This is a genomic window from Photorhabdus aballayi, assembly GCF_026153155.1.
Taxonomy (GTDB): Bacteria; Pseudomonadota; Gammaproteobacteria; order Enterobacterales; family Enterobacteriaceae; genus Photorhabdus; species Photorhabdus luminescens.
The window spans coordinates 94,062-118,239 of sequence record NZ_JAPFCD010000012.1; the positions used below are offsets into that span (position 1 = coordinate 94,062).

General features: G+C 39.4%; 22 protein-coding genes and 3 pseudogenes. 13 read left to right on the plus strand and 12 right to left on the minus strand.

The features are described 5' to 3' along the window. Positions 1-124: 124 nt before the first annotated feature. On the minus strand, positions 125-1,885 hold the full coding sequence (locus OO184_RS08930) for an acyl-CoA dehydrogenase family protein (protein WP_265378869.1): 1,761 nt from the start codon (positions 1,883-1,885) through the stop codon (positions 125-127). Between the two features lie 796 nt (positions 1,886-2,681). On the opposite strand from OO184_RS08930, the gene OO184_RS08935 reads away from it, so the two are divergent. From OO184_RS08935 to OO184_RS08945, 3 genes are all read left to right on the plus strand, one after another. Continuing rightward, positions 2,682-3,563: a Tc toxin subunit A gene (locus OO184_RS08935; RefSeq protein ID WP_265378870.1), complete on the plus strand. Its 882-nt coding sequence runs from the start codon at positions 2,682-2,684 to the stop codon at positions 3,561-3,563. A 16-nt stretch (positions 3,564-3,579) separates the two neighbouring features. Continuing rightward, positions 3,580-4,032: a hypothetical protein gene (locus OO184_RS08940; RefSeq protein WP_265378871.1), complete on the plus strand. Its 453-nt coding sequence runs from the start codon at positions 3,580-3,582 to the stop codon at positions 4,030-4,032. Positions 4,033-4,550: 518 nt separating this feature from the next. Further along, the gene (locus OO184_RS08945) at positions 4,551-4,865 is read left to right on the plus strand and encodes a hypothetical protein (protein ID WP_265378872.1); all 315 of its coding nucleotides are present in this window, start codon (positions 4,551-4,553) and stop codon (positions 4,863-4,865) included. Positions 4,866-5,020: 155 nt separating this feature from the next. Here the strand turns inward: OO184_RS08945 and OO184_RS08950 are convergent, their stop codons facing one another. The 8 genes and pseudogenes from OO184_RS08950 to OO184_RS08985 form a co-directional block, all read right to left on the minus strand. Continuing rightward, positions 5,021-5,461 carry an OsmC family protein gene (locus OO184_RS08950; RefSeq protein WP_049581534.1) on the minus strand — a complete coding sequence of 147 codons (441 nt, stop codon included), beginning with the start codon at positions 5,459-5,461 and terminating at the stop codon, positions 5,021-5,023. Positions 5,462-5,619: 158 nt separating this feature from the next. Continuing rightward, the gene (locus OO184_RS08955) at positions 5,620-5,895 is read right to left on the minus strand and encodes a type II toxin-antitoxin system RelE/ParE family toxin (RefSeq protein ID WP_265378873.1); all 276 of its coding nucleotides are present in this window, start codon (positions 5,893-5,895) and stop codon (positions 5,620-5,622) included. Continuing rightward, complete coding sequence (locus OO184_RS08960; RefSeq protein ID WP_265378874.1) at positions 5,895-6,161, minus strand: CopG family ribbon-helix-helix protein; 267 nt, start codon at positions 6,159-6,161, stop codon at positions 5,895-5,897. Before OO184_RS08960 ends, OO184_RS08955 begins: the two co-directional genes overlap by 1 nt. Positions 6,162-6,284: 123 nt before the next feature. Further along, positions 6,285-6,503, minus strand: a pseudogene (locus tag OO184_RS08965) (zinc ribbon domain-containing protein); the annotation flags it as partial. A gap of 325 nt (positions 6,504-6,828) precedes the next feature. Beyond that, complete coding sequence (locus tag OO184_RS08970; protein WP_265378875.1) at positions 6,829-7,263, minus strand: DUF29 domain-containing protein; 435 nt, start codon at positions 7,261-7,263, stop codon at positions 6,829-6,831. 233 nt (positions 7,264-7,496) lie between these two features. Beyond that, a complete protein-coding gene (gene tyrP, locus OO184_RS08975; protein ID WP_265378876.1) occupies positions 7,497-8,705 on the minus strand; it encodes a tyrosine transporter TyrP in 1,209 nt (402 codons plus the stop codon). Between the two features lie 45 nt (positions 8,706-8,750). Continuing rightward, entirely contained in the window at positions 8,751-10,670 is a 1,920-nt protein-coding gene (locus OO184_RS08980; protein ID WP_376712547.1) for a pyridoxal phosphate-dependent decarboxylase family protein, read from the minus strand. 454 nt (positions 10,671-11,124) lie between these two features. Continuing rightward, entirely contained in the window at positions 11,125-12,141 is a 1,017-nt protein-coding gene (locus tag OO184_RS08985) for an NAD(P)H-quinone oxidoreductase (protein ID WP_265378878.1), read from the minus strand. A gap of 848 nt (positions 12,142-12,989) precedes the next feature. On the opposite strand from OO184_RS08985, the gene OO184_RS08995 reads away from it, so the two are divergent. Continuing rightward, positions 12,990-13,673 (plus strand): hypothetical protein, encoded by a 684-nt coding sequence (locus tag OO184_RS08995; RefSeq protein ID WP_265378879.1) that lies wholly within the window; start codon positions 12,990-12,992, stop codon positions 13,671-13,673. Between the two features lie 80 nt (positions 13,674-13,753). Here OO184_RS08995 and OO184_RS09000 read toward each other — a convergent pair whose 3' ends face one another. Further along, positions 13,754-14,524 (minus strand): glucose 1-dehydrogenase, encoded by a 771-nt coding sequence (locus tag OO184_RS09000; RefSeq protein WP_265378880.1) that lies wholly within the window; start codon positions 14,522-14,524, stop codon positions 13,754-13,756. Positions 14,525-14,953: 429 nt separating this feature from the next. Between OO184_RS09000 and OO184_RS25190 the strand changes: the two genes are divergently transcribed. From OO184_RS25190 to bla, 7 genes are all read left to right on the plus strand, one after another. Continuing rightward, positions 14,954-15,094: a DUF6012 family protein gene (locus tag OO184_RS25190; RefSeq protein ID WP_376712549.1), complete on the plus strand. Its 141-nt coding sequence runs from the start codon at positions 14,954-14,956 to the stop codon at positions 15,092-15,094. Positions 15,095-15,104: 10 nt separating this feature from the next. After that, positions 15,105-15,380, plus strand: coding sequence for an AMP-binding protein (locus OO184_RS09005; protein WP_265378881.1), 276 nt, complete (start codon positions 15,105-15,107; stop codon positions 15,378-15,380). Continuing rightward, positions 15,361-15,660, plus strand: coding sequence for an acyl carrier protein (locus OO184_RS09010; RefSeq protein ID WP_265378882.1), 300 nt, complete (start codon positions 15,361-15,363; stop codon positions 15,658-15,660). Before OO184_RS09005 ends, OO184_RS09010 begins: the two co-directional genes overlap by 20 nt. A 194-nt stretch (positions 15,661-15,854) precedes the next feature. Continuing rightward, positions 15,855-17,462 carry an ABC transporter substrate-binding protein gene (locus OO184_RS09015; RefSeq protein WP_265378883.1) on the plus strand — a complete coding sequence of 536 codons (1,608 nt, stop codon included), beginning with the start codon at positions 15,855-15,857 and terminating at the stop codon, positions 17,460-17,462. A 575-nt stretch (positions 17,463-18,037) separates the two neighbouring features. Then, positions 18,038-18,640 carry a lytic polysaccharide monooxygenase gene (locus tag OO184_RS09020; RefSeq protein ID WP_265378884.1) on the plus strand — a complete coding sequence of 201 codons (603 nt, stop codon included), beginning with the start codon at positions 18,038-18,040 and terminating at the stop codon, positions 18,638-18,640. 654 nt (positions 18,641-19,294) lie between these two features. Next, complete coding sequence (locus tag OO184_RS09025) at positions 19,295-21,028, plus strand: amidohydrolase (RefSeq protein ID WP_265378885.1); 1,734 nt, start codon at positions 19,295-19,297, stop codon at positions 21,026-21,028. A gap of 395 nt (positions 21,029-21,423) precedes the next feature. Beyond that, positions 21,424-22,293 (plus strand): class A beta-lactamase, encoded by an 870-nt coding sequence (bla, locus tag OO184_RS09030; RefSeq protein ID WP_265378886.1) that lies wholly within the window; start codon positions 21,424-21,426, stop codon positions 22,291-22,293. A gap of 148 nt (positions 22,294-22,441) precedes the next feature. Here the strand turns inward: bla and OO184_RS09035 are convergent, their stop codons facing one another. Continuing rightward, entirely contained in the window at positions 22,442-23,554 is a 1,113-nt protein-coding gene (locus tag OO184_RS09035) for a histone deacetylase-like amidohydrolase (protein WP_265378890.1), read from the minus strand. Positions 23,555-23,680: 126 nt separating this feature from the next. Between OO184_RS09035 and OO184_RS09040 the strand changes: the two genes are divergently transcribed. Further along, positions 23,681-23,857: a hypothetical protein gene (locus OO184_RS09040; RefSeq protein WP_265378891.1), complete on the plus strand. Its 177-nt coding sequence runs from the start codon at positions 23,681-23,683 to the stop codon at positions 23,855-23,857. Next, positions 23,829-23,939: pseudogene (locus tag OO184_RS09045) on the plus strand (DNA replication terminus site-binding protein); the annotation flags it as partial. The gene OO184_RS09040 and the pseudogene OO184_RS09045, both read left to right, overlap by 29 nt. Positions 23,940-24,013: 74 nt before the next feature. Here OO184_RS09045 and OO184_RS09050 read toward each other — a convergent pair. After that, positions 24,014-24,178 (minus strand): annotated as a pseudogene (locus OO184_RS09050) (IS982 family transposase); the annotation flags it as partial.

A 24,178-nucleotide genomic window follows, 5' to 3' on the forward strand; every position in this document is an offset into this window, starting at 1 on the left:
CGCGATGCAACTTGAAATCCATAGGGTATAAGTAATTGTCATTTAATTAACGGTGACCTTTTAGCTGGTCACCGAAATTTTCTATATATTCACGACAATGTCTTGTATTTAGACTGTTTTATGATTAATTAATTTTTATTTGATGATGATTATCTGCATACCAGGAGATATAATCATTACTTGATATTGGTGTTTCAATTCCAGCCTTATCCATGTCAAAACTAGAAATATAATCATTTATTCTGTCTGCATGATTACGTATATATTCGATGCGTCTCTCCTCTACTTTTTGAGATTGCTGTAAGTTAATCATTTCACTTCTCAGAAGGTTGCTCATAGTACGATGAACCCAGTCGAGGAGATAACCTTCGATGATCATATCAAAATCATCATCAGTATGATGATACGTATCAATAGTTGTCGTCACCACGGATAAAACTGCATATGTCTGGCTTAGTTCTAGAAAGTCTCCACTATGCTTATTAAGCATATTAAGATTTGTTTTTTTATTGTCACTCGCCATGAATATGCTTAGTTTTCTATATAAGAAGTTCATATAATCATTCAAAATGGAAAATAATTCATATTGGACAGATATTTTATGGGTGTTTTTTGTTTTATTGGCAATAATCATTCCGCCAGCTTTTAGTGATAACACAAGATTGTCCCCTTCTGAAGTAATCGCACCAAAATTAGATATTAAATAAGGAGATATCTTGTTAAGCGTAAATAAGCCCTGTGCACCGCAGCGTTCACGACAATTGATTAATATTTCTTGTGTGCGCCATGTGCATAGGGACTTAGCGGTAATGATTTCAATAAGCAGTTCGTCTTTAAATTTAAAGTTTTTAACTGATTCTGATAATATAATTGAAACTTTTCTTGTTAATTCTTTTAAATATAACGCATGAATAATCGTACTCAGAGTATCCCAGGCAATACCCTCTTTGAAATGAGAATAATTAATTATTGGCATGGCACCTGAATAACCGAATGTTTTTCGTTTATTTCCATATGTGCTGGTTATATGAAGAGCTGATTTGGCTGCTGCAACTGAGATTACTGCCATGCATAACTTACCTGAATGTATTTTATCTGTAATTAATGAGAATCTTTCTCTTAATTCTTTAATATGCAATGATATTTTACCATCTCTGGTCAGCGTTATCATATTGCCGGCAAGGAGTCCTTCAAAAGGAATTTCAACATTATCAAATGAAGTGATTGCGTTATCTAAATAAAATCCTGGCTTATCACCAAGTGGAGTAATTTTAACGCCAGGAGTTAATTTACCATTAACGGATAGCGGGAAAATAAAAGGGAAAATACCATATTTCTTTCCTGATACATTTAACTGGGCTAAAACTATAGCTACTTTTGGTAGTTCACAAAGTGTGGTATTAGGCATAAATTTATATGCATTGGGACCGGGTGAATTCAATATAAATACGCCTTTTTCCGGCAGATAATTAGCCTGTGTTTCGATTGCTATTAGATCATTCCCATGAGCCAGTTCAGTCGCCAGATAGACTCCAATAGCACGACCTGAACAAAGTTTTTGGTAGAGATCTTCCACATAGGGCGTTTGCGCTCCTAAGTTCGCGATAGTACCTATGGTTAAATTAAAATGAATTGACATCATAGAAACTACAGCAGGATCATGTGGGGCTACAAGCTCATGAAGAGCGACTAACTCCTTAAATGATGCTATATGAATATGATTATTTTGAATATATCTAAGCAGTTCTATGAACTTTTTTACTGGTGATGGGTAACTACCACAACTGTTTTTAAGTATTTCTAAAAGATTATCAGATATCCCTATATCTCCTATGGATAAATAAGATTTTAATCTTGACTCTGAATTGCATAATGATTTATTCATATATCGACGAGACCTTTACTAGAATAACAATATCTATGTTAACTACCTGTATATACCTTATAGATTTCAAGATGCATCGCGACGGCAAGGGAGAGAATTCCCGGGCGCATAGATAACTATGTGACCGGGGTGAGCGAGTGCAGCCAACAAAGAGGCGACTTGAAAGATAACGGGTATATTAGTTATCTAATAGTGTAATAGGATACGCGGTAAACATATACTTTTAATTTAATAAAGTTATTAACGGAGGTGACTGTCAAAAACTTTCTTTATTAAATCCCATACTTTATAAACTAATAATAATGGTTACATGTTACAGTTTCATGTGAAAATTACTACAGGTGTTCTGTTTCATTCAGACAAGGTGAATAAACCTGCAAAAAACAAAAGGTTAAGCTGAGTATTTTGGCATGGCGATATTGGCGCTTGAGATTATCTAACAAATTTTCAATTTTCAGATCGCAAAAATTAGATAGCATTCTCTTAAAGTGATCGACTATTCCGTAAATGCAACTTTGAAAAATTATTTATTCATGAATAGTAAAAATTAATTATATAATAAAACCATCGCAAAATTAAAAATAAAATCTTTAATGCTATCCTATAATTGAATTGAAAATCATTAATAAAATTCTCAAGAGAATTATAACACAACTATATTTTGAGGATGGCCATCGTTACTTTTAAAGCCATAGTGTAATCGCGTTGACGGCGCATAATATAACAACTCGTTATATTATGAAAACAGAAATATCAATGTATCTAAATTTCTTTTTCTATTTTAAGGAACAAAATTATGGTAAATGATATTAATTCTACTCAGTTATTAGATAAACGTCCTAGTTATCAAACGCTCTTTAACGACAATAAAGATCTTTACTGTTTTCCCGGTTCACCTGAAGCTAATGATGGGCCTTTGGCTTATTTGGTTGACTTGTACCAACAAGCGCTAATTTTTGAAGATGTCGCTGATAAAAAAGGCGCCAGACTGCTTAGCCAACGGCGACCAGATATTGAAAAACTCTTACTCGATAGTAAAAACACCAACCAAATTAGTAGCATATTACCACTTATCATCGAAGTTTTAGCGCAAAAAGCGCAGGCTCATTTAAGCAATAACCAACCTTTAACCGATACACTGGCAAAAATTCATTATCCTTTTTCACTGCCATTTCACTTCCCTCTCCATCAAACAACCGCTGTACTGGAGAAAAAGAAGATCCCATTGTTAGAGCTTATCCAACAAGTTGATCGCGCGTTTCCTAATTTTATCGATAATAATCTACATCTGCCTTCATTACAGAATGCCATGATGGTCAGCAATTCTCTGGCGCCCAAACTACAGGAATTACTGCTTGAAGCTTCCCAAGGTAATCAGCAAGATTTCTTTGCTAAATATTATGGCATCTCTGGCGATGCTACTAAGGCAGCATCGGCATTATCTCAGCTCACGGTATTCACCCAACAAACAGGTCTGAATTCCCAAGATGTTGAACGCCTGCTAGCAACTAATGGTTTGACCGACAATAACCTGACGCACAGTTCAGTGACTTTCTCTGCAAATGTGGCTAAACCTGCAAATACCGGACAACCATTTCCTTCTGGAGCCAATTACGGTGCATCATTTATCAACGCGGGTACCGATCCAGCGCTATTATCTGGAAAAAATCACAGATAAAGAAACTGGAGAACAAGTGGTTTGGATTAAGGGAATTAACAATGATCGCTTTGACCGTATTCAGCGTTTTCTGCATATTCAACGGGTATCGAAACTGACCTTTGAACAACTTGACCAATTATTGGTAGCAGCTCGGCAGGCTGAAAAGCAGCAGAATTTTACTATCTCTGAATCTACATTACGTGCATTAGGCGTATTTTTACATTTTCATCGAGAATATCAGGTGAGTGCTGAACAATTTTCTGCACTTATCAATGAAATCACGCCTTATGCGCTGGATAATCATCTCTCCTTCTTTGATCGACTGTTCAATGCGCAAGGGTTGTCAAAACGAGCTTCCTCAGCATCCGTACTTAATCTGGATAACAGTGAATTTGATTCGGCTGCTACCGAAGGAGAGGATGCATTAACCGTTAATCAGTTATGCGTTGGGCTGAATATTAATGATGGGATGGTAGTTGGAAATTAAAGGATATTATTATTCATTTGCATTATACCGCACTAGATGGTGGTAATCAGTTTGCCAAAGAAGTGACTGATAAATTAGCAGAAGAGGCAAATAGATCCACAACGTAATATTGAGTTATTAAACATCTTAGTTTAACAATAAAATCCTCTACTTTATTGTGGAGGATTTTTTATTAATTTGAATAATACGATTTATACCTAATAGATTTCGAGTTGCAGCGAGGCGGCAAGTGAACGAATCCCCAGGAGCATAGATAACTATGTGACTGGGGTGAGTGAAAGCAGCCAACAAAGCAGCAGCTTGAAAGATGAAGGGTATATATTATTATTGCTATCTTATTCTCTATAAAAAGATCATTATCATAAAAACATAGCATTAATTTCTAGCACAAAAACATCCAGACATTATTTATCAGACAGAACACCTTTTATATTGACATGAAGTTGGTGCAAAGATTATTTTCATAATTTACACTTCAAATGCGTCAAATTTTCTTTATTATTAACTAGGAGTAGAACATGAAAAAATTGATATCTGTGTTATTTATTCTCATTGGTATGATTAGTGCCCCTGCATTTTCAGCGGAAACAAATAGCGGCATTGTTAAAGTCGCAGAAATTAAAGCTGATTGGGATAATCCTGCACATTATTTTTATACATTTAGCGGAAGTTTAGCGGGTAACTGTGGAAGGCCAGGTTATATTTGGTCAGGATCAAGCGCTGAAAACGTTAATAGGCTATTAAGTCAAGCTTACGCAAAAGGTTTAAATATTAAAGTTGGTATAGAAAACGTAAGTTGTAATATCACTACAGTTTACGTTATTAAACAATAGTCATTATTTCTTATGTTTTTATCAATGGGATAAAAGATAGATAAACATTGATTTACTTAACTTTATAATAAAATCCTCTACTTCACCGTAGAGGATTTTTTAGATTAATGTAAACAACATTTTCTTTTAGAAATTATTTCGGCACAACACCTATTTTATTCACAATATATTTCAGTGACAAAACTTGGTGCATTCTCGATGGTATCGTGAACCGGACAGGTTTTATTAATAAAGTCGACAAAGGCATGAATTTCTTCTTCACTATTATCAGCTTTAATATGAAATTTTGTCACTATTTTAGAGAAGCCTAATTTCGCTTGTTTATTTCTACCAGTGAAACCATCAGTATCAAGCTCCCCTTCCAGATCAACGTGAATATCAATTAAGTTAATTTTGTGCAGTTTAGCAAAAGCCTTTGCTACGATACATTTACAGGCCCCAAGGGAACAGAGTAAAGCTTCAACTGGATTCATCCCCTGATCAGTGCCGCCTAAATTACGTGGTTCATCCAAATAAAAGGAGAAATCTCTTGAGGTACATTCAACTTTCAATCCAGCTACAGATTTTACTGTGGCAGTAAATAATTCTTTCGCCATGATTTAACTCCTTATAATTAATATTAGTTTTTTGTAGGGTTAGCAGAGATAGTTATCATAACTTTTAATTTTTCTCTATTTTGTTTTTAAAGTGCTTATCCTTTAATTGTTCTTTCCCGGCTTGTTCCTTATGTGACTTAGCTAATGTTTTCATAGAATTATCTATCTTCGCGGGTATGCCAAAGACGTAGTATGTATATGATTGAACCTTGAATCTCGTAACGCATTTCATAGCCACCAACAAGCAACCGCCTGACTTCTCGTGGATCGAACGCATAAAGCTGTTCGCCCAGGCGTGGATTCGTCAATAAGACTGCCGGGGCTTTGGTCAGTGATTGAACTACTTGAGCAGAGGCTTGTTTGTTTATTGGGGCCATGAATTCATATAAGCGCTCCAAATCTGAAAGCGCCTTGCTTGTCCACTTCAGATCCATCAGCTAGGCACTCGTAGAGGCTTGTCAGTATCTAGACTTTCAGCCCACTTCAGTACTACCTGGTGATCAACTATGTTGCCGGCATCCACGTCAGCAAGAGCTTCACGAGTCAGTCTTTCGCGCTCTTCTTCTTGAGAAACCCATGCAGTAATCGCCTGTTTTATGATCCAGTTGCGTGAACGCTCCAGCCGTTCCGCGAGTTGATCAACTCTTTCGGCAAGAAGACACGGAACATGAGCTGTCAAAACTTTTGTTTGATTATTCATATAGATACCTTTGATTAATAACGATTCGGTTTGAATCATTATTAATCATATAGATTGAACCTGAATAAATCAATCCGGTCAGGCTTGCTTGATTTATTGACATGTGACTACTCCCCGTCCTACCTATCGGGCGAAGCTTCCTTGTTGCTCGTACTTGATGAGTCTGACACAAGCCTCTCCTCTGTGGGCAGAAATGGCAAGTCTTGCCGCCTTTAATTCGTCTATGCCCTGTTGTTTGACTTTAATGCTGTGTTGATATTTCTATCATGTTCAACACCACATTCAGGGCATTTCTGGCATTTTATAACCGCAACAATGACAGGTTTTCGAGCTGGCGTACCACTAGTTGAGTTTAACGATAGCGCGGTATTGTTATTGACGATTCTACGCTCGACTGTTAGGTAATTTTAGGTAGCCATTGTGGATGTTAGGGAGTGATTTTTTCTGGGTATTTTCATAGTCAGAATGCACGGTCAGTAACGATTCCAGCCATTGTCGCTCCGGAAAATGAATTTAGCATGACGGGGATATGCATATTTGGAGTTATAAATCGAAGCAGGAGGCACCACTATGTTCACGTCTCTATTGTTTCAAAGAGAACAAACCGTCACTGAATATCTCCCGCTCAGAAATGGACATATTAGTGACGGCTTAACCAGAACTCAGGTTAATCAGGATAAAACTCAGAAGACAAGATATGAGACATACTCCAAATGCATACATCAGGAAATACGTCCAAACCGGTTTCATTCATTGCTGAGGCAACGGCTTTAGACCAGACAACATCAACCCAGTCTGAATCATTTAACTTTGTCTTTAAGCTCGGCGATTCTTTTAAACCATAAAGAATCTCTTTTCTTTGCGCTTTAATTGTTTTCTCCCAACTTGTTCCTCTATGGCTTGACTGGTATTGCCATTTTAATAAGTGAGCAATTAATACTGCCATGCTGCTAGCCAACTCACGCTGTTCACTCTTGCCTACGTCTTCAATCTCCTCAGCAATATTGGTTATATCAATCTCAGAGAATTTACCGGCACGTAATAACGCCGCCTGCTCATTTGCCCAAGCGACCACATCAGTTTCGTAACGGGTATGATTCATAATTGCCTCCACTAATAGGTCTATTATGCTATGCAGATAGTTTATATAGCAGTCTGTCAGAGAATCCCCTTTATACCCGTTATCTTTTAAGTTGCCTCTTTGTTGGCTGCGCTCACTCACCCCAGTCACATAGTTCTCTATGCTTCCGGGGATTCGCTCCCTTGCCGTCGCGATGCATCTTGAAATCCATAGGGTATAAGGTCAAAGAAGAACTATCTTCGATAACCCAGTATTCACCCTACTTCCGGCAACATTCCGCTCACTATGCCAATTTGGATTGCTATTACTGCAATACCGCAGGCAAATACCAGCAATAGTACAGGTTTACCGCCAGGTACCCGATATCGACGCTCATTTTGCTGACGGGATTTATAGGCCAGAAGGCTAGGCAATACTAACGCTAAAATTGACAGCGCGACGGCGGCATATCCCAACGCCATCACAAATCCTTTTGGGTAAAATAGCGCGAAAATCAATGGTGGCACGAAAGTTAACAAACCCGTTTGCATACGCCCGGCTAAATTATCTTTGCGTTTAAACAGATCACCCAGAAAATCAAATAGGCCAAGTGTGACGCCGAGGAATGAGGTTGCGAGAGCCAGGTTGGCAAACATTTGTACTGAAAGTTCAGTTTTCGGTGAAGCGACAACTTCACGAATACTGTGTAATAAGCCATTCAATCCTGCATTTTCAGCTAAGATATCGACAAATGTGTTGGAATGGATACTTCCTAATGTCGCCAATTGCCAGAAAATATAAGCAATTAGCGGAATTGCACTGCCGATAATAAATACCCAACGGAGTCGACGTATATCGCCATCCATATATTTCACAATACTGGGAACACTACCGTGAAAACCAAACGATGTGAATATCACAGGGATTGAAGATAATATTAACCCTTGTTCTAATGGTAATGTCAGTAGATTAATATGCTGGACATGCGGCATCATCAGCCCCAACATCAATACCAGGAAAATAATTTTTGCACTGAAAATAACTCGGTTAACCATATCGACTGAACTGGTGCCAATGCAAACAATTCCTCCACCAATCACGGTAAACAGGATAACGCCCACGGAAGCAGGAAGGGACAAATTAAGCCATTTATTGAGGCTGACTGTCAGTAATTCCCCGGCGCCGCTAATATAGGCTGATGTTAACGCATACATCAGAAACATCATGCTGAAACCGGCTAACATTTTGCCGCCGCTGCCAAGATAACGTTGAGCAAGTGTCCCTAATCCTGTATCAGGAGACTCATATTGATAAGCTTCAACCAGTAGCAATGCGGTGTAACTCATCAAAACCCACAAGCCAACCAACATGATCAAACTTACACCAAATCCTACACCGGCAGTAGCTAATGGCATGGCTAACATACCAGCGCCGATGGTTGTTCCGGCTATAATAAAAGTACTGCCAAAAGTACGGTTCTTCACGTTTTTTTCCCTTCGAATCAACAACAAATATTTAATATTAGGAAATCAGGCTACTTTCTTTTTTTCTTCTTCATCGACAATCTGAGTCAGCTTGTGGATAAAAATTTTCTGGAGCCTTTCCCAATACTCGTCAAAATCGTCAGCATTACGTAAACAATGAGTCATCACAGCAGCACGTAGGACATATAAACTGTGGACTTTCTGCCATTCTTGTTGTTCAAAACCGCAACTTTCAACGTAATACCAAGGCGTATCGCCATACTCTCTATAACCAAGGGAGGTGGAAGAAGTCAAAAAATCATTGGTATAACTGCGTCCAGAGGTATATGAACAAAGCTCGTACATCCGTTTATTAAGACGGTTGTGGTGACTTAAGTTGTTATTTCCTTGCTCTTTAAAAGTAAAATTGACCATATGGAAATCAGGAGCCGGCATGGTATGAATTTCAAACCGGCGTTTGCCAACAACCAATGGTTCTGTGGTTAAAAGTTTTTTAATCATCCAATTAGCCGTTACAATACCGGCAGCAATCACTTTTCCGTAGCCGCTGATATTAAGTGGAACCAATCGGTGTGCGGCCCAAATTGCCGCGGCGATAGCTCCGGCTTTAGATCCCTCCATAATAGAAGCGCCGAGTACGACATGCCGGTCAACGGCTTGTTCTGGTTGAGTATCAACATCTTCAAAAACATAAGCTGCACGGTAAGAAATTAGGTCAACAATACGTTTATCTTTCATACATACCGCACCGGCGGCGTATTGAATAAATCCAACTTTGTGAGGATCGACGGTGATTGAATCAGCCTGACACATGGCCCGGAAGCTTTGGTAAATTTCAGGTTTAGGCCAAATAATATCTTCGGGAATGATTGCCAATTCACGATAACGATGGATAAGTTCATCATATTCCATGAATTCTCCCCGTTCATTGAGGAACATCGCGCTGGCATAACCTGCATAAGCAGCATCGATATGCACATAAAATGAGACGCCATAACGCTCTTCACACTCTTTGCGCAACGCAATAACTTCATCAACTCGGTCAATGGCTCCTACTTCCGTAGTTCCAACTACGGTTACCATCGCCAGAATAGGCTCCCCCTGCTCTATCAAATCGAATGTAATTTCACGCATTTTTTCAACATCGGTACGATAATTCGCATCGACTGGCAATGGCACGATATGCTGTTGACCAATGCCTAGAATATCCATTGCTTTCATCCATGAATAATGTTTCGACTGTGGAACCAGGACCTTGCCAAACATCCCCTGCTTTATCCCGACGCCACGGCAGGAAAGTTCACGAACTTCTTCGAAAATGCCACGTTTTTTTAGTTCGTCCGTCAAATCCAGAATATCTGATGGCGACATATTCAACAGTTGTTGTTCTGATTTATTTGCGACCAGATCGCTGGATTGTGGGTGTTGTGCAATGGCAAGAGGCATGGTTTTTAAATTACGCGCAACCCATAGCCCTTCATAATTGGCGACAGTTCCTCCTGATGTAATATGTCCCCAAGCTCGGCGAGGGTCATAACCAAACATCCTGCATAGATCCAACCCGGCTTCAATTTCTAGCTCCGTTGTTGTCGGTGATGACTCGTGAGCACAATTGTTCGGGTTATACATCATCGCCATGACATAAGCGAGATTGGAAACCATCAGGGTATCGGCATTCATATGCCCCATATAGCGAGGGGAAAACCAGGGAATAGAGGTGTTTTTCAGTTTGGCGGATAGCTGGTTCAGAATACCCTCTGTCCGATAAAGTGTTTCTCTATAATCAGGTGCATAACGATCAACCGAGGTGACTAAGGCGGGATCTTCTGGGTGAAAATCAGAGCGCCAGTGCATGTGCTCACTTACGGCATATTCCATCATTTCTCTGAAAAAAACCGTATTTTCTGATTTAGGGCCTAAAAACAACGCATCAATGTTTAAGTGCGAAGTAAACTGCTTGGTCATAATCATATACCCTTTCAACTAACAAAAACGGCTGTCAGCAACAGAGAGATTATGAAATTCTTTATTTGTTAATGAAATCACTATCATTCTCTGATGGGTAGACAGAAAATTATATGCCACCTAACCTACTGATAGCTGGTCATACCTCATTTTTTTAGACATTAAGAAAAATCTATCAGGTGAGATAGATTAGTCATTAACATATCTATAAATGAGCATTTGTTAATAGATATAGACCATATTTGTTAAAATATTAACAATGACGTTAAATATAAATTCTGATTTTGTGCGCGAGGGCAAATAACGAATAAAAACAGATCAAAAAATAGAGGGAAATGATGATTTATCAGTGATTAGGCTTATTAATTATAAGGATTTATTTTAACGTGAAATGGTTAGTAGATGGAATGCAGGGCTACAAGTTAAAATAGCCCTGATTTAAACAGAAGTACTATTAAGATGATACATTTACCAGCATAACCTTGCCGATAACATCACCGGCTTCCATCATTCGATGTGCATCAGCGGCATCTTTCAGATCAAATACTTTACAAATTAATGGACTGACTTTTCCTGATTTCAATAATGACCAAACGTGTTTTTCCAACTCCCTGGCTATTTCAGCTTTTTCCTCTACACTGCGAGAACGCAATGTAGAACCTGTATGGGTCAGACGTTTTAGCATTAAGGGCATCAGATTAAGATTTTCCGGGTTTCCTTTCATCATACCGATCTGAATAATTCTCCCGAATTTAGCAGCAACCTTATAGTTTTTATTGACATAATCACCACCGATTAAATCAACGACTATATCAACCCCATGATTACCAGTGATTTTCAATACCCGATCAACGAAATCTTCTTTACGGTAATTAATAACAAAGTCGGCACCTAAACTGTGTGCAACTTTAGCTTTCTCATCAGAGCCGACGGTAGTAATGACTTTAGCGCCAAAGGCTTTTGCTAACATAATAGTGACACTGCCTATCCCAGAAGTACCACCATGAATCAGCAAGGTTTCTCCTTGTTTCAACTTACCGGTCTGAAAAACGTTAGCCCAGACGGTAAAAAAGTTTTCTGGCAATGCGGCTGCCTGAACAAAATCCAAGCCATAGATGGGTAAAGCAACGGAATCATGCACCAGGCAATACTCAGCGTAACCGCCTCCGGCAACAAGGGCACAAACTTTATCGCCAAGATTCCAGCGTTCACAACCTTCACCTTTGGCAACCACCTCTCCTGCAATCTCCAAACCCGGTAATGGCGATGCATCAGGTGGTGGTGGATAAGAACCCATTCTCTGAAATATATCAGGCCGATTAACACCTGCCGCAGCTACTTTTACCAACAAATAGCCTTTTCCTGGCCGTGGCAGTGGAACTTGGACCAGATGCAATTTCTCCGGTCCTCCGGGTTTAATGATACTGATCGCTGACATATATTGGGGTAACGAATTAATTTGGCTGTGCATATATACCTCTTATTTCTTTTGACGATCCTTTTTATTGGGTTACGTTTAATATGATAAGTGGAGATTTAAACAGGTTTTTCCATTTTGCTAGATAGCTTGGCGTTTTAAGGATCAGTTGTAACTTTGCCCAAGTCAACTAACATTCACCATTTTTGCGATTGAACCATCGGTAGATAATCTTGGTAAATTTCAACTTCCGGTATCCACATCCCCTTCGATTTTTCTTTCAATAGAAAATGAAATTCAAAGGTAGTCAATAAAATTATCGCTAGTTATAGTGAGATAATAATATTTGACCAGCATAATCTAGCTAAATTATCATCAAATTAGGATGGAATTAAAGTAAATCAATACTTGATGACCTTATTGTTAGTCGCGTTTGTAGAGAAATTATCAGGAGGTTAGTATGGCCATACCGGCATATCATATATGTGGTTACAAGATGATGGTGGTGCAGACATTAAAGATCTGTCTCATTTAGAATCCGATGAAATCAGATACGAGAAAATTACGTGGAAATACCTTGATGGTAATATCATTTACTTTGATTCGTGGAAAGAGCGCTAAGAAACTTTACACGCGCCAAAATTTGTACTCCCCGTAGCGTCAACTCTACCGTATGCCATCAATGAGTTTGTACCGGGTACTATACTTTGAAACTTTTTCACAAACGATTAAAAATAGAGAAGTATCAAAGTGATAAAAAGAAAACCGTACTGAGTTAGAAGAATTGAACCGCATCACCGACTAGTATGACTTCTTAGAAAGAGATTGGTGAAAAAGCTTTCCTATCTTACAATTTACTGTAAGGTAATTTCCCGAAATTGCAAAATACCATTGAGGTGCTAATGGAAATATCAGCAAAACAACCCGATGACCGGACAGGGAAATCGAAAAGCGGGCTTGATCAGTCTGAGTTGATCAAAGCACGCATTATCAATCTTGCTGAACACTTTATTAATGTGCTTAAAAACAAAGACTCGGAGAGTATTTCTCTGTTGTTAACCCTCCCTGATGATGAATTTTGGGCCGAAGTCAAAGGACGAGCTAACTATATTGAAATAGTGGAAAATATCACATCGGAAAAGAAAGAACATGAGGAATTTATCGAAAGCAGAAACGCTTTTCTTGCCCATCTTGGGGAATACGGTGGCGTTTATAAGTCCAGTAAGGTTGCTGATATATTAGGAGTGACCCGCCCGACAGTAAATAAATATGGTGAAAATCATAAACTCATTGTATTAAATTGGGGAGTAGAGAATTTATATCCTGTATTCCAGTTTTCGGTAAACAAAAAAACTAGCAATAAGGGATACTTAAAAGGTGTGCCAGAAATACTGGCTAATCTAGGTCCCGTCAGCGGTGTAAAAAAGTGCGGTTTTTTCCTCCATAAAATCAAAACATTGAATCTTGGTATCGATCTGGCTGACTCCTCGACGGTACTGGATATCCTTAGAAATGGCGCCTCCAATGATGAAATTGCTCAATTAGTAAAACTGGCGAAAATATTCGGTTCTGTTGATTCTATGTAAATAATTCCAGCATATAATTGAAGAGCAGCCATTTTACCCTACTCTCCTTCAGAATATAAACTGCCTTAAAATGCGTGTTCTCACAGTACTGCTGTTTGTCCGCCATCGACTAGCAGTGATACGCCGGTTACAAACGATGCGAGATCCGAGCCTAACCATACGACCGCATTTCCTACCTCTTCCGGTTCCCCTAATCTTCGGAGAGGCATTCTCTCTCGTAATCCATCAAACATTTTCGCGACTTCCGGCGAGGAAAGAGGAAGTGCGGTATTGATCAATCCTGGGCATACTGCATTAACACGAATTCCTGACGGTCCGAAAGCATCAGCCAATGCGGCCACCATCATATTCACCCCTGCTTTGCTAGTGGAATAGGCAGTTGTAAGTTGGCCTGTCCTTATGGACCCCATACTTGACGTTGCCACAATACTTCCGCGTTTGCCCAGTTTTATCATCTGTTCAGCCGCCGCTTGTGCGCCAAATAAAACGCCATCAAGGTTGACTGTAAGCAGCTTGTGAAAATCATCGGCACTAATCTGTGGGCCATCAGTAGCTAATGCAATTCCTGCATTGCAAGCCATCAGATCAACACCGCCGAACGGTGTAGCGACATCGACCAATGCATCCATATTGCCCCGCGAGGTGACATCACACTGGTGGAATATGGCTTTTGTTCCAAGAGAATTAAGACGCTGAAGTACCGGCGCTCCTCCCTCACGGGGTTGATCAGTGATATCACCGATAATTACGGTTGCCGCGCCATGACGCGCCGCCGCTAAAGCAATACCTGCTCCGATACCACTTGCGCCGCCAGTGACAATGACAACTTTACCTTCTAGCATACGGTCCATTTTGATGTTCCTCATTGTATTGCGCTATCACAGGCGCTATTTGAGACAGATCATACGGTGACGTTATCAATAATTGCTTAGTGAAACACAGAATATTTATAGAGGGTTATTCCAGGAGTGCTCGTTTAAGACATATCGGTAAGGTAATGTTGATTTTATGAATTATGTCCCATTTTTCCTAAACGCTTAACATATTCGGCTATTTTTGCCCATCCCCCGATAAAGGTTTGGTCATTATGATAAAAAAGTATTGCTTACTGCCTTTTTAACCCTATCTTTTAATTAGAAATAATCTAATTTACTTCATCAAAATTACGGAGAATAAAATGTTATTGAATTTGACACCGAGGTTTTATTTGTGCTAGAGCGATGTTCAGATTGATATCATTGATGTGTCCATTCCTGAGCTGGGATTAACCTTGAAAAGCAATTAACGGAATTTTCATAGAGACTGATAAGCGGTTGAATGATTTTACTGTGGTAACACGCTGGGCGGTGAATGGTGACATTTCAGTACATAAAATTCACTATCATGTTATTAGTTACATCAATACATTATTGAAACAATAAGGATATAGGTATGATTGAAAAATATATAGAGACTATTTCTGACCCTCAATTCGTAGAGGAAAAACCAAAAGAATCTACTCACTCTAGTTTAATTGATATTTTTATACAGAAGGCTACGGAATACCCTGATCATCCAGCAATAACTACCACCGAACGTACGATAAATTATCGGGAATTAACTGAGAAAGCACAATCACTGGCAGTACATTTATATAAAATTGGCGTACAGCATGAAACGCCTGTAGCAATCTTATTGGAGCCCGGAATTGAGTACGCTAGACAGTGATTTCTTCCAGCTAGGAGGGAGTTCATTACAGGCTTCCAGACTCATTATTGAAATCGCGCGCAAGATGCAGTGTCACTTGCCAATTCAGATTTTATATGATGCCCCCACACCGCGAAAATTAGTAAAAAACCTCCAACAAAATAAACAAGAATCCTCGGATTTACTTGCAATTATGCTTAAAGACAGTTTACTTCCTTCAGATATTCAGCCGCTGTCCCAACCACTCCAGCCGTGGTTGACTCCAAAAACAGGGAGAGTAGCGCTAAATATTTTATACTAATACTTAATGATAGTTATACCTCTCGCATTCAAAATAGGGTATTCAATAGAGTCATATAATTTTAACTTAACATCTGAAATAGTCATCAACATTCTGAAGTTTGGTTTGCAAGATTGCATAAAAACCTTAATTATCAAATAACTGGATTCCCTGAAACAGATACCCCAAAATGAGATCTTCTTGGAGAACAAACGATGAATAAAACATTAAGGAATATATCCTTATTCACAGGCATTATATTTGGTAATCTGGCATTATCTCATGCCGCAATTATTCCAGCAGGTACATTATTGTCAGTTGATCAAAATATCGTTCGCAATAATGGTTCAGAACCTGTGTCTCTTGATGTTCATAAAGTTGAAAATGATGTGGAATTTAATATTGTTCATGATTTTTTCAGTGGATTAGTCAGCGCAGGCAGCGATGGCAAAATCAATCCTGATTTAGCCGTCAGTTGGGAAACCAAAGATAATAAAGTGTGGTTATTTCATCTAAGAAAAGGAATAAAGTGGTCTGATGGCTCCCCTATTACTGCTCATGATGTGGTTTTTAGCTGGCGGCGTTTAGTTGATCCCAAAATGGCGTCTCCGTATGGCAGTTATCTTGGAAATATGCACGTAGTCAATGCTAAAGATATTGTTTCTGGTAAGAAAAAAATCGATGAATTAGGTGTAAAAGCACTGGATAATTTGACTTTGCAAGTGACGTTAGAACAACCGGTATCCTATTTTTTACAGATGCTGGCGTATCCTGTCATGGTGCCTATCAGCCAAAAAGCGGTTGAAAAATATGGCGAAAAATGGACTCGTCCCGATGTATTTGTTAGTAGCGGGCCATTTAAGTTGTCCGAATGGGTTGTGAATGAGAAAGTTGTTGGCGTCAGGAATTCACAATATTGGGATAATGCCCACACTGTTATTAATAAAGTCACTTATCTTCCAATAGCATCAGAAACAGCCGATATAAATCGTTATTTGGCCGGAGAAATCGATATCACTAAGAATATTCCATCAGTTTTATTTAAATCCTTAAAGACTAAATTAGGTGATCAGGTTCACATTACGCCAGCGTTAGGTGTTTATTATTATGATTTTAATAATCAAAAAGCGCCTTTTAATGATGTCAGAGTCAGACAGGCATTAAATCTGGCTTTAGATAAAGAGATTATCGCGAATAAAGTTTTAGGGCAAGGCCAAGAACCTGCTTATAATCATACGCCGCCCAATACCGGAGGAATGGATTTAGGGCAGCCTGATTATGCATCATGGACACAACAAGTAAGAATTGATAAAGCCAGGAAATTATTAAATGAAGCGGGTTATAATAAAAATAATCCATTGAAATTTAAACTTCTTTATAATACATCAGAAGAGCATAAACGGATTGCTATTGCGGCGACTTCAATGTGGAAAAAAAGTCTGGATGTAGATATTATTTTGCAGAATCAAGAGCGAAAAGCCATGTTGGATGTTATTCGTCAAGGTAATTTTGAGATGGTGAGATATGCTCGGATTGCTGATTATGATAATCCTGCCTCGTTTTTAAATAACTTTGTTACTGATAGTTCTAATAATACATTCTTATATAGCAATCCTGCTTATGATGATTTGATAAATAAAGCTAAAGCAACAAATGAAAGAAAATATTTTCAGCAAGCAGAAGATATTCTGGCAAAAGATGTACCGGCAATTCCTGTTTATTACTATATCGGCGTCAGATTAGTTAAACCTTATATTGGTGGGTATTATATGAGTCCATTGGGTTTTGTATCGACAAAAGATCTTTATGTTATTAAGAATTAGTAGAATATTATTGTAGTATTTAGGTAGATATTACGGTTTTGAACAGTTTTGTTGTTTTAAGCCGTAATATATTGGTGAGTTATTATTTAATATAAAATCATAGTTATGTAAAAAATCAATTATCAATATAAATATTGATGACGGATTATTTATTCCATTTTGTTATTGGTGATATTGTGTTATCCTCACCTAGCACGATACCATTCTCATCATTTACTTTTCTACCATCTAAATATCGATAATTTTTTATTCGAATTACCTGCATAGGAATATTCCGGTAGAAACATATCACCATAACTATAAATAAGTATTTTTAAGATAACAGATGTTACCTAAGAAGCATCAATTGCCTATTATATGATCTATATCAAATAAATTAGGAAAATCATATCGTTTTATATTATAAAAAATAGTAGCAGGCATATTTTAAACAAAATTTCAATAACTTAATATAATTAGATTATTAATCAATTTATGAAATGGATAATCATATTATATTTATCTAGAATTGATATTTAAGTCCTGGGGCTTTATTTGTCGTAGATAAATTATCCTGTAAAATGGAGGACACTATTATGTATAAACAACATAAAGTGAAAGTGATGACTTTAGCCGCTACGATGATTACAGCTTTATTCAATGGCGTATGGGCTCATGGTTATATTGATAGCCCAGGAAGTCGTGCATTCCTTTGTTCTGCACAGGGAAATGAACAAAATACGGATTGTGGGTTGGTCAAGTATGAGCCTCAATCTCTTGAAGCTAAGAAAGGCTTTCCGCAAGCTGGTCCGGAAGATGGCCATATTGCCAGCGCTGGTATTGGTCATTTTGGCGCATTGGATGTTCAAACCGAAGATCGCTGGAAAAAAATCCCTATTACTGCCGGTGATATTGAGTTCCAATGGGAAATTGTGATTCAACACAAAACCTCAAGTTGGGAATATTTTATTACTAAACCTGATTGGGATCCCAATAAACCTTTAACCAGAGAGCAATTTAATAGTACACCTTTCTGCTTTGAGGATTATCAGGAAAAAATGCCGGGCAGCAGAGTTATTAATAAATGTACCTTACCAGCGAGTTATCAGGGTTATCACGTTATACTGGGTGTTTGGACAATCTCAGATACCCTAAATGCATTTTACCAAGTGATTGATGCAACAATTAGCCCTGCTTGATATTTGGTATATCTTATAAAATAACTATTATCGGGAACAGCGTTATGCTGTTCCTGTTTATCGGATTTCTTGTTCCATCTATTGAACTAAGTTAATTCCGATGTAAACAAAGATGTTTATGAAAATAAAATTAAACCCATGCCTAAAACCTTTGAGCATGGTATCTAGGTTAATCTCTTTCCCTTCACTATTAGATGCTTACGACTTTCACATCCTTTGTTTTGTGACAGTAACGACAAGTTAGTCAAATTTAGTTATATCCGTGCTCAAAGATGCTTGATTTTTCCTGAAATCGGGATCATCCTAAATTAGGTATAAATAAGGTTTCATAATTCCGCTACACATGGTTTTCTTCAACTCATTGTTATACATAGAGTTTTTGGTAGATAAGGTGTAGAGCCATTTTGGAAAGTTATTTATAACATCCCAGCTAATAATAAAAAGGAGGAATTTTTTCAGTATTTAACAATTTAAATCAGTAAATTGACTGCATATCGTATTCTGGGCATTTTAAATAAACTCAAGAGGAAACTGATTATGTGCCAAGCTTGCGTAGGAAAATTACTGGGAACAATAAGCGCTTTGCATCTTAGCAAACCACAAAGACCGATAGATAAAGAAATCTCTGAGACATCTGCCACTGAGGCATCTACGATGATGCCGTGGCCTCCTCCTGACAAAAAAGCGGATATTATCTTCCACGCCGACCTTAAAGGTGGTAGCCGCATCATCACTATGGACGGGAGTTATAATCTATACGAGGCATTAGCGATCGCAGACGGAAAAATTCTGGCCGTTGGGACCTTTCATGATATAGAGAAATTTCAGTCATACAAAACACGGATGGTCTACCTGGAAGGGGGGCGCACGCTTCTCCCTGGTTTTATCGATCCACATCAACATACACTTACAGGTTCGGTAATAAAAAGATTCTTCGTCGATTGTGGCTATAACGACGAGCGCAAGACTAAAGAGGAAGTACTAAACTTCATACAAGAGAAGGCAAAGGCAAATAACGTGCAGAAGAACGATTGGCTATTGTTCTCGATATATGACAATCTTCGTCAGGGCGGTAACCTTACGATGTCGGAATTAGATAGTTGTGCGCCCGATAATCCGGTTTTTGTTTATTATATAAATATGCATACGGCGACAGCTAACCAGAAAGCATTTGACACAGCTAATATTAATAAAGACCCAAAATACTACGACAACAATAACATTTTTACAGATGGTAGTCATTTTGGTACAGAGGGCGATCCAGGAAGCAAAAAATATGACGGGATGATCTATGAGGAGGAGGCAATAGAACTTTTCATTGGCCCCGCGTTAAAGGGGCAATTAACTGAGTTCAGAGTAAAAGAAGCTATCATAGAATGGCTTGACGAAAACGCAAAACTTGGCAATACAACTATTCATGAGGCTGGCGTGGTAGTTCCGCCCAATATTACACTGCCTGATTTGCTCCGTGAGTACGCAGAAGTAGTCGAAGGGGGTAATTGCCGCGCCAGTGTTAGCTTGATGTATGCTGATTGCATGCAATCGGACGAGCTGGATTGTCTGTCTAAAAAATATGGTGTTGGCTCAGCCGCAATGCAGAAATTAGATGCTGCGATGACACTTTATGGGATGAAAATCGTAGGTGATGGCTCAAACCAAGCCAAGACAGCCGCTCAAACAGAGCCATATCTTAACAGTGTTGACTCTGGGAAAACTAATTACCACAAAGGAAGACTTATCTCAATGGTCGACAATATTGCAACATACGGTTGGCCAGTTCTTATCCATTGTAATGGTGACAAGACTTTGGATGATGCCTTGGAGGCTATTCAGTTAGGTTATTCTACGCATCCTAGTAATGGTATTAACCGCATTGAGCATTGCACAATTACACGTCCTGATCAGCTTGATACAATGAAAAATCTTGGCGTTCAACCAAGCTTTCTGATGAACCACGTCTACTATTATGGATATGCATATCAAAATGACTTATTCGGGTTAGAACGCGCAAATCGGATGGACCCAACGCAAGAGTGTGTGGATAAAGGTATCCCTTTCTCGCTCCATACAGATGCACCCTGCTCTAACATAGGACCACTTCAATTGATACACACGGCAGTTAACAGAAAATGCGATGTGAATGGTTCTCCAGTCATTGGCCCAGAGCAAAGAATTCATCTGACTGAGGCATTACGTGCAGTTACCATTAACGCAGCTGCTCATATCGGAAGAGCCGAACAAATCGGTTCTTTGGAGGTCGGGAAATTCGCTGATCTAGTTATCCTTGAAAAAAATCCTTACGAGGTTGATTACGACAAGCTCATCAAGATTAAAGTCTGTGAGACCTGGATTGGTGGAAAGAAAACGCAGCCGCATTCTACCTGCTGAACAAAGAAACCGGTTATATTCTAACGTGTTAGATTGGGCACCAGCATATGTGCTGGTGCTCGTGATTATCGGAATTGCATGTGGCTAAAGCCTCATCAATGCTTGCTATATTATTCCTCGCAACAGCATCGTCATTAACGAGGTTTCGGGAGCAACGGAATAATAAACGACGTTAAGTGGTCATTTTAAATAGCTATATACATATACCCAATGGATTTCAAGATGCATCGCGACGGCAAGGGAGCGAATCCCCGGGAGCATAGATAACTATGTGGCCGGTGAGTGCAGCCAAACAGCAATGCGATTACTATTCTCTATTTTACTGCTACGTTATATATTTGCTGGCGCTCGTTTATGTCAGTCACTAAATTTTTACCTTATAAAGGATTATACTTATGTTTTCCCCTTCTAAATCAATCTGTTTTCTGCTGATGTTTATTTCAGCCAGTATCAACGCAATGCCCATTGACAGCGCCCGTTTGGCTACGGTGGTAAAACAGGAAGAACAGACGCTGAATGCCCGCATTGGAGTGGCCGTTATCGATACGGCGTCAGATAAAATGGTCAGCTATCGCGGCAACGAGCGCTTTCCGCTGAATAGCACGTTTAAGGCGTTGCTATGCGGCGTACTACTCAGTGAAGTGGACAAGGGCAAGGTAACGCTTACAGACGCCATTCAGTTTAATAAGGCTGAGCTTGTGGAATATTCACCGGTAAGCGAGAAATTTGTCGCGCCCGCTTCGATGAACTGGCAACAACTGTGTAGTGCGGCGGTCAGCTACAGCGATAACACGGCCGCAAATCTGGTAGCGAAAAAGGTAGGGGGACCAGTTGCAATGAACCTTTTCTTTTCTGGTTTAGGCGATAACGTCACACATCTTGACCGCTATGAGCCGGAATTAAACAGTGCCATACCCGGCGATAAGCGCGATACCACCACGCCCATAGCTGTCAGCCAGACATTACAGAAATTGACGTTGGGAGAAGTGTTGAAACCATCATCTCGTCAGCAGCTCGTAGAGTGGATGCGTGATGATAAGGTGGCGGATGCATTGCTGCGCTCCGTTTTGCCAGCCGGGTGGAAAATTGCCGATAAAACCGGGGCAGGCGGTTATGGTTCGCGGTCGATTATCAGCATCGTTTGGCCGAAAAATAACAGGCCACTGATCGTCGCTATTTATATTACACAAACTGAAGCGACCATTGCGCAGAGTAATGAGGCTATTGCTCGCATAGGTAAAATGTTGTTTTTGTCAGCGCGATAGTATTCAGGCAGAGGCTTTTCATTGCCTCTGCCATTTTCTCTTAAAGAGTTGTGTTCAAGGAGCCCCGGGAAAGCATCAAATACAACACTAGTGGGCGTGCAAAGCGTTTTCCCGCTGGGCTGGTAGATCCACACCTTCAAATCAAAGCTCAAAGACCGAATTTTTCTTTAAGTTTATCAAGCTGCTGCTGTTGAAATAACTCAAACTCCGCTCTTGGCTGTTGCAAGCGTATAGAATCTAACATTGGATCTTTGACTTCAGTACGAATACCGCTCATCTGTTCAAGTACAGCCAATCCACAGAATGGTACATAAGACTCCGCATACCCGCCTTCATGTACAACGACTAGTTTTCCGTCGCATAAACTATCTGCTGCCTGTTGCACTAGCCGGGTCATCTCCCGGAAACTTTCACTATGAAGCTGCATTCTTGCCAAAGGGTCCACTGCATTCGCATCATAGCCACAGGCAACAATAATCAGCTCCGGTTTGAAGCGTTCAAGCGCAGGAAGGACTATCTGTGTCATTGCATAGATATAACTATGATGTCCGGCTCCAGCAAGTAATGGGATATTCAGGTTATAACCAGTCCCTTCCCCTTCCCCGATATCATTTTCACCGCTGTATCCTGGAGGGAAGCAACCATCCTGATGTAGCGAGATGGTCAAAACATCAGAACGATCCCAATAAATATGCTGAGTGCCATTACCGTGATGAACATCCCAATCAATCACCGCAACTCGTTTTAAATCGAAACGTGCTTTTGCCTGTTCAATTGCCAATGGGATATTGGCTAGAAAACAAAATCCCATTGGCTTATCAGGTAAACAGTGATGACCTGGTGGTCGAGAAAGGCTGTAAGCATTATCAAGCTCACCACTAAGCACGGCTTCTACCGCAGCACAAGCAAGGCCGGCTGAGAGCTTAGCAATTTCATAGCTTCCCGGTCCCAAAGGGGCTTCTATACCAAGCATTCCTCCACCGTTATCACTGACTTGCTTAAACCGTTTCAGGTATTCCTCCGGATGAATTTTACGTAACGCTTGTTCATCAATAGGCGATGCCGAAGAAAGGTGCAAAGAGTGGCTCAAGCCTGATATATCCATCAAATTTTTCAACCGTCTTTTTGTTTCTGGCGATTCAGCATGTGTCGCTCCAGAAGAAGGCTGAACCCAACCTCCGACAGGCAGAGTAACTACATACGCGCCAGTACTATGCCAAAAACAATATTCATCAAAGAAAAACCCCGTTTTTCGTTTCATCATCCTTTCCTTTTACATTAAATTAATTAATCTATCATCAACATAATCAAAACACAAAAACGGATTAATAACGGGTTATGCCGAAGTTCCCCCAAAAGTGACGATCCTAAAAAAGGTTATAGACGGTTGAATGTACTGTTTTTAACTGATGATCAGTCTATGTCTCATCTATGTTTTGCCTATGATCTGACATATGAGTCTTATACCAACGAAACCCTACGTGTAGTAACGGCAGAAGAACTGTTAGTTCTTCCTTTTTTATGTGGTTGGCAAGGAAATCACCGATATAAAAAAATTGCCTGATGATGTGGTTTTAAAAATCAAGCGACCGGTAAAAGTACAACCCATCGCACGAGCTTGGTATGCGGAACAACAAAAGCAGGTGTAATATGCTTGTCCCCTGCCAATAATTGCATTTTATGTTAGATAGGTAGACTTGATAATTAACCCGAATTCTGGTTAAGCCATCACTGGCAAATCGTCTTCTGAGTAGACAACTTTCAGTGATGGTTTTTTTAATTTAAGGCAGTAAGCAATCACACCCCCTAAAACGGTCAACAGAAATCCTGTTATACTTCGGTGGCGCGAATGCTCTATTTGAGAAAGGGTTTTTAATTGCCCATT